At 31.9% G+C, this 6,100-nt stretch carries 6 protein-coding genes; 1 reads left to right on the top strand and 5 read right to left on the bottom strand.

The features are described from left to right. Positions 1 to 140: 140 nt before the first annotated feature. From ACIQ06_RS10715 to ACIQ06_RS10705, 3 genes are all read right to left on the bottom strand, one after another. A complete protein-coding gene (locus tag ACIQ06_RS10715; RefSeq protein ID WP_396146211.1) occupies positions 141 to 743 on the bottom strand; it encodes a methyltransferase family protein in 603 nt (200 codons plus the stop codon). A 1-nt stretch (position 744) separates the two neighbouring features. Beyond that, entirely contained in the window at positions 745 to 1,539 is a 795-nt protein-coding gene (locus ACIQ06_RS10710) for a cation transporter (protein WP_396146209.1), read from the bottom strand. Positions 1,540 to 1,683: 144 nt separating this feature from the next. Continuing rightward, positions 1,684 to 2,727: a tyrosine-type recombinase/integrase gene (locus tag ACIQ06_RS10705; protein ID WP_396146207.1), complete on the bottom strand. Its 1,044-nt coding sequence runs from the start codon at positions 2,725 to 2,727 to the stop codon at positions 1,684 to 1,686. Positions 2,728 to 2,931: 204 nt separating this feature from the next. Between ACIQ06_RS10705 and ACIQ06_RS10700 the strand changes: the two genes are divergently transcribed. Beyond that, a complete protein-coding gene (locus ACIQ06_RS10700; RefSeq protein ID WP_396146205.1) occupies positions 2,932 to 4,122 on the top strand; it encodes a LysM peptidoglycan-binding domain-containing protein in 1,191 nt (396 codons plus the stop codon). Here the strand turns inward: ACIQ06_RS10700 and ACIQ06_RS10695 are convergent, their stop codons facing one another. Continuing rightward, complete coding sequence (locus ACIQ06_RS10695) at positions 4,123 to 4,806, bottom strand: response regulator transcription factor (RefSeq protein ID WP_396146203.1); 684 nt, start codon at positions 4,804 to 4,806, stop codon at positions 4,123 to 4,125. A gap of 23 nt (positions 4,807 to 4,829) precedes the next feature. After that, positions 4,830 to 6,083, bottom strand: a complete 1,254-nt coding sequence (locus ACIQ06_RS10690) for a sensor histidine kinase (RefSeq protein ID WP_396146201.1) — start codon at positions 6,081 to 6,083, stop codon at positions 4,830 to 4,832. Positions 6,084 to 6,100 lie beyond the last annotated feature (17 nt).

Genomic DNA, 6,100 nt, shown 5'->3' with positions numbered 1-6,100 from the left:
ATTTTGAACTTTAGCTAAAAAACAAACCTCTATTAAATCGCTTTAAAAGAGGTTGTTTTTTTATAATTTACGATTTTATTTTTAAAAAATGGTGGTTGTGCAACGGTTACCGCTGTTAGCAGTAGTGGTTCTGTCTGTCGTCATATTAGTCGTCTTACTTTTTGCTTGTAATTAATATATTCTTGTCCGTGTTCTTTACCCAAAAACTCTTCTTCAAGTCGAATTTGAATTTGAATGAGAACGTAACCTAAAATCAAGAATAATGCTGTTAATGCGTTTGGTGTTACAAGAAACAGACCAACCAAACTTAAAATCATTCCGAAAAAAATTGGGTTTCTGGAAAGTCCAAAAAGTCCTGTTGTAACAAGTTCAGTCTTTGTTTCAGTGTCAATGCCAATTCGCCAAGAGTTTTTCATATGCCCTTGTGCGATAACTGTCCATAGCAATGCTATTAAAAGCAAAGTCAGTCCAATGTATTTTATAGTTGAATTGTCAAGCTGTATGATTTGTAAAAAATAGGTATGCCAAGCAGGGAAGAAGGCAAAAGCCAAAACATAAACGAACATTGCTATTAATGTAAGTTTGAAGTAAAGCCCGATAAGTCCATATGCACTGTCGTCTTTTGGTAAAACAAGTGGGTTCTTTCCTATTCTTTTTGCAACGATTAAGGATTTGAGGACAAATGCAATTCCAAAGTAAATAATGAAGTAAATTGGTAGAATGATTTTAATAAAGTCGGCCATATTATTTTGATAGTTTTAATATTTTAAATGCTCCCTGTCCAACGATAAAAAACACAATTGTCCCAACGATAAGGTCGGGATATTTTGAGTTCGTCAAATAAACAAGTCCACCTGCTACAATTACTCCAAGATTTACTATTACGTCATTTGATGTGAAAATCATACTTGCTTGCATATGTGCTTCTTTACTTTTACTTTTTTGCAGTAAATACAAACAAAGTCCGTTTCCAATAAGTGCAAGAATTGAAATAATTATCATTGTCTGAAACGCTGGAATTGTTCCTGTTCCTATAAATCGTCTGATAACTTCAATAAAACCGAAAACTGCAAGTGTCAACTGAAAATAACCCGCTGATTTTGCAATGTTCTTCTTTCGTGTCATTGTCCCACCAACTGCAAAAAGTGCAAGTCCGTAAACAATGCTGTCGGCAAGCATATCCAAACTGTCGGCAACAAGTCCCATTGAGTTTGAAATAAAACCTGTCGTAAGCTCAAGTGCAAAAAAGAAAAAGTTAATGGCTAAAACTTGCCAAAGCAATTTTCTTTCTTGGTCAGTGTTGTCAGTTGTTGAGTAATTGTCTGTCGAAACGCTTTCAATAAGTGAAGTATCAAATTTTAAGTTGTCAAGTCGCTGAAAAATTTGGTCGTGATTGTCGGTATGAAAAACGGTCAGTTGTCTGTTTGCAATATCAAAGTCCAACGAGTTGATATTTGTCAAGTCGGCAAGTTTCATCCGTATCATTTGTTCTTCGGATGGGCAGTCCATTTTTGATATTTTAAATGTCGTTTTTTTCATCGTTTATTGTTGTCGGTTGGGTCGTCCTACCATTACTGCTAACTAGTATATAAGTCTGACGTTATCATCCTAATACACCCAAAAATGGTTGTATTAGTCTGACAAAGTATAGACTAATCATATTGTAAAAATATGAAAAAAATATTATAAATCATCAAATGGACTTTTTATTTGCTGAATGTTTTTTGTGCTAACATGTGTGTATATTTCTGTTGTTTTACTACTACTGTGGCCTAATAATTCTTGAATATATCTTAAATCGGTTCCGCTTTCTAGTAAATGAGTTGCATAACTATGACGCAACCAATGTAGTGTAACTGGTTTTTTTATAGAAGCTTTTTTTATTGATTGTTTTATTATGCTTTGTAAACTTTTTTCTGAATAGGGTTCACCAATAATATTTCCTTCAAATAAATATTTAACAGGTTTATAGATAAGATAGTAGGATCTCAATAATTCTAATATTTTTGGACTTAATGGTGCGATTCGATCTTTCTTTCCTTTTGAATTTTTAAGTAAAACAATGTTTCGTTTGGAGTCAATATGTTTAGGTTCAAGTGCCAGTAATTCTCCACTACGTAAACCACAGCTATAAATTAAACTCAACATCATCTTGTGTTTTATATTGGTTGGCGCTTCAAGAATGGCTTTGACTTCTTCTTTACTTAAAACATTTGGAAGTGTTTTTGCTCTCTTTGGTCGATGTATTTTTTCAATATCAATTTTGGTCTCTCTAATTATTTTAAAATATAACTTTATTGCATTAACAATTTGATTTTGATATGATTCTGATAATTTATTTTTAATTATATATTCATTATTAAAAATTATAACATCTTCATTTGTAATAGATTGTATAGGTTTTTTATTGTAGAAAACTAAAAAGGATTTCAATCCGTCACAATAGGTTATTATAGTTTTTTCGCTATAACGTTTGGAACGTAACCAAAGCGTAAACTTAGTAATTGCTTCAATTCCTTCTTCATTAATAAGTTTAGTTTCAGGAAATATAATTTGAAATTGATTTCTATATTTTTCAGTATCTGGCAAATGCCAAACCTTCAAACTTTGACTCCAGCGCGAACCTTCAAGTTTCTTTATTCGTTCAATTAGATCTTTATTTTTTTCAAAATAAACGGCAATTCGTTTTTCGCCGTTATGGCTTATAATTTTGGCACTCCAATTCATGGCATATAATTTAATAATGTAAAAATAATAAAAATTTACTTATGAGTTTACTAAGTTTCAATTATTGAAAAGTATTTAATTTTTGGTCGATAAATAGGTTGTTTTTTAAATTTAAGTTAAAAAACATCGACCAAATGCACATTTATTTGTAAATTGCAAAACTTTTTAATGGCACATTTTAGTGCTGAGAATTATACTTAACTCATGAAATTTTTCAAACTATTTATATTGTTCTTTCTGTTTTTATCTGCCCAAACTTTTGCTCAAAAAGTAATTAAACACAAAGTTAAATCAGGTGAATCAATTTATTCTATCGCCAAAAAATACGACGTAACTCAATCGGAAATCTTTGATTTGAATCCCAAATTGAAAGGCGCTGTCTTGGGTTTGAATGCTGAGGTTAAAATTCCGAACAAGAAGTTTAAAGAGAAGGAAAAAGCAACTAAGAAAGAAACGATTGTTGCTAAAAAAGAAGCTATAGAAAGTGAAGAGAATCTGAAACAAGTTCAGATTAAAGAAGTTCAAGGTGCTTCGAAAGCTACGCATAGTGTAAAATCAAAAGAAACTTTGTACAGCATTTCTAAAAAATATGGTGTTTCTATGGAAACGTTGTGTGAATTAAATCCGGTTTTAAAAACCAGTAATCTAAAAACCGGAATGAAATTGCAATTACCTAATATGGAAGAAGCAACGCTTCCTGAAAAAGTGGTTCAAGAACAAAATCCAATAAATGAGACCGTTACAGAAACTAAAGTAGAGCATCTGGTTTCTAATGTGGATGTGGTGCACAAAGTATTGCCCAAAGAAACCTTATACGGAATTTCTAAACAAACAGGCGTTTCTATAGAAGATTTGACAAAACTAAATCCAAGTGTAGCCAATGGCTTAAAAGTTGACCAATTTTTGATTATAAGAAAAGGAACTGGAGAATCAGCGGTAAATAAATCGGAAGTGGTTGAGGTGCAAAAGGAAATTGAAACCGCTAAACCTTTATCGGCAGCTAACTTAACTAAAGCAGAGTTTTTAATAGAAAAAGCATCAGAACACATGGGAACTCGTTATAGAAGAGGAGGAACCACCAGTGCAGGATTTGATTGTTCAGGTTTAATGTTTCATACTTTTAAAAGCATCGATATGACTTTGCCACGTTCGTCTCATGAAATGGCAGGTGTTGGTGAGCGAATAAATAAATCGCAAGCCCAAAAAGGCGATTTGATCTTCTTTGCCACTTTTGGGGGCTCAAGAATTAGTCACGTTGGAATGATTACTGAAGTTTTGGAAGACGAAATTAAGTTCATTCACTCGTCAACAAGCGCTGGAGTAATGATTTCATCCACCAAAGAAGGCTACTATTCAAGAAGTTTTGTTCAAATCAATAGAGTGTTGAAGGAATAATTATTCAACATTAAATTTGAAACCAATTCCGTGCAAATTTTCAATGGTAATTCCTTTTTCATTGGCTAGAATTTTACGCAATCTAGAGATGAAAACATCCAAACTTCTTCCCATAAAATAATCGTCGTTGCCCCAAAGTGATTTTAGTATTTCTTCTCGTTTCATCACCACATTTTTGTTGTCTAGAAATAGTTTCAATAATTCGGCTTCACGTTGCGTCAAACTAATTTTTTCTGAATCGGTAAACACCAAATAGTTTTTGTGATCGAATTGGTATTTTCCAACAGTATAAATCACGTTTTCTACCGTGGTATTTTTCTGAGAACGCTTTAAGAAAATTTCGATTTTAAGCAACAATTCTTCGATGCTAAAGGGTTTTACTATATAGTCATCTGCTCCAAGACGTAATCCTTTAATTCGGTCTTCTTTCAAGGTTTTTGCCGACAAAAAGATGATAGGCACATCAGCATTCAACTGACGAATTTTTTCAGCTAGTTCAAAACCATCCATTTTGGGCATCATAATATCAAAAATACAAATATCAAAAGCTTCACTTTTAAAAGCTTTAAGACACATTTCGCCATCAGTGCAATGGGTTACATCGTAGTGCATTTCTAAATTGTCTTTGGTTAGAAAGGCAAGCGTTTCGTCGTCTTCGGCGTAAAGAATTTTATATTTTGCCATATTATGCTGAATTATTTACTTAGTTATTTAGGTATTTCAATTGAAATTGTGATTCCTTTATCGTCATTATTACTGGCGAAAATTTTCCAATTATGTTGGGTACAGATTTTCTTAACGTAGTACAAACCAAGTCCGAAACCATTGACTTCGTTGCTTTTTGTACTCGGAATTCTGTAAAATTTATCAAAGATAAAATTTAAATTTTTATTAGAAACGCCAATGCCATTATCTGAAAAATCCAATTTGATTTTGTTTTTATCTTCTAAAATATCAATTGAAATCGTTGGGTTTTCTTCGCAATATTTTATAGAATTATCTAAAAGATTGTAAACGATGTTGGTAAAATGAAATTCGTCTGCATTGATTTTTGTAGTTTCATCAGCATTAATTTTTACGGATAAATTAGGATGTTTTAATTGCATGTTTTCAATTACATCTTTTATTATCGGTACCACTAGAATTTCTTTTTTATTCATCGTCATAGGAGCATTATCCGACTTGGCAATGTTTAAAATTTGCTCAATATGACTGTTTAGCTTTTTACTTTGATTGATAATAATCTCGGTGTATTTTTCAAGTTTAGTATCTTTTTGAATGACATCTTGTTTGTTCAAATAGGTTGAAGCGAGTAGGATGGAGGATAGTGGAGTCTTAAACTCGTGCGTCATATTGTTGATAAAATCGCGTTGCAATTCAGAGTATTTCTTTTGTTGGATAATGGTGTAAATGGAATATACGTAAACCAATAAAATGATAATTAATGCTATGGAAAGCACAAACCAAAAACGCAAAGAGCTCAACAAATAACTAGTTTCGTCAGGAAAACGAATGGCAAAATAATAGACCAAGTTTTCGTGCTTTGGAAAATAAACCGATTTTTGAATCGCTTTTTTATCTCCAAAAGAAACGTAATTGCCATAAACCATTTCATCACTTTGACAATTGTACATGGCATATTCAAAATCGGTGTTGATATTGAATTTAGTAAATTCCGATTTTAGATAATGTTCTAAAATATCGGGTTGAAAATCGTTTTCTACATTAACAATATAATAATCATTAGCAATTTTCTTAATCGGATTTTGTATAGGAAGTTCGCTATTTGTTCCTTGGTAAAGTTTTTTAACTACTTCTAAAAGAGCGATATGAGTGCGTTGGGAGAATTTTTTTTCTTCTAAATTAAAGGCTTCTTTAGTCCATAACAATTGAGCAATCAAGATTCCTATTGTTGCTACAAGTCCGAGGACGATTATTATGTTGAGGTTTTTAGTTTTCAATATTGATGTGTTTCAAA

The organism is Flavobacterium sp., assembly GCF_044341265.1.
Classification (GTDB): Bacteria; Bacteroidota; Bacteroidia; order Flavobacteriales; family Flavobacteriaceae; genus Flavobacterium.
This window is presented reverse-complemented; position numbering and strand designations above follow the sequence as displayed.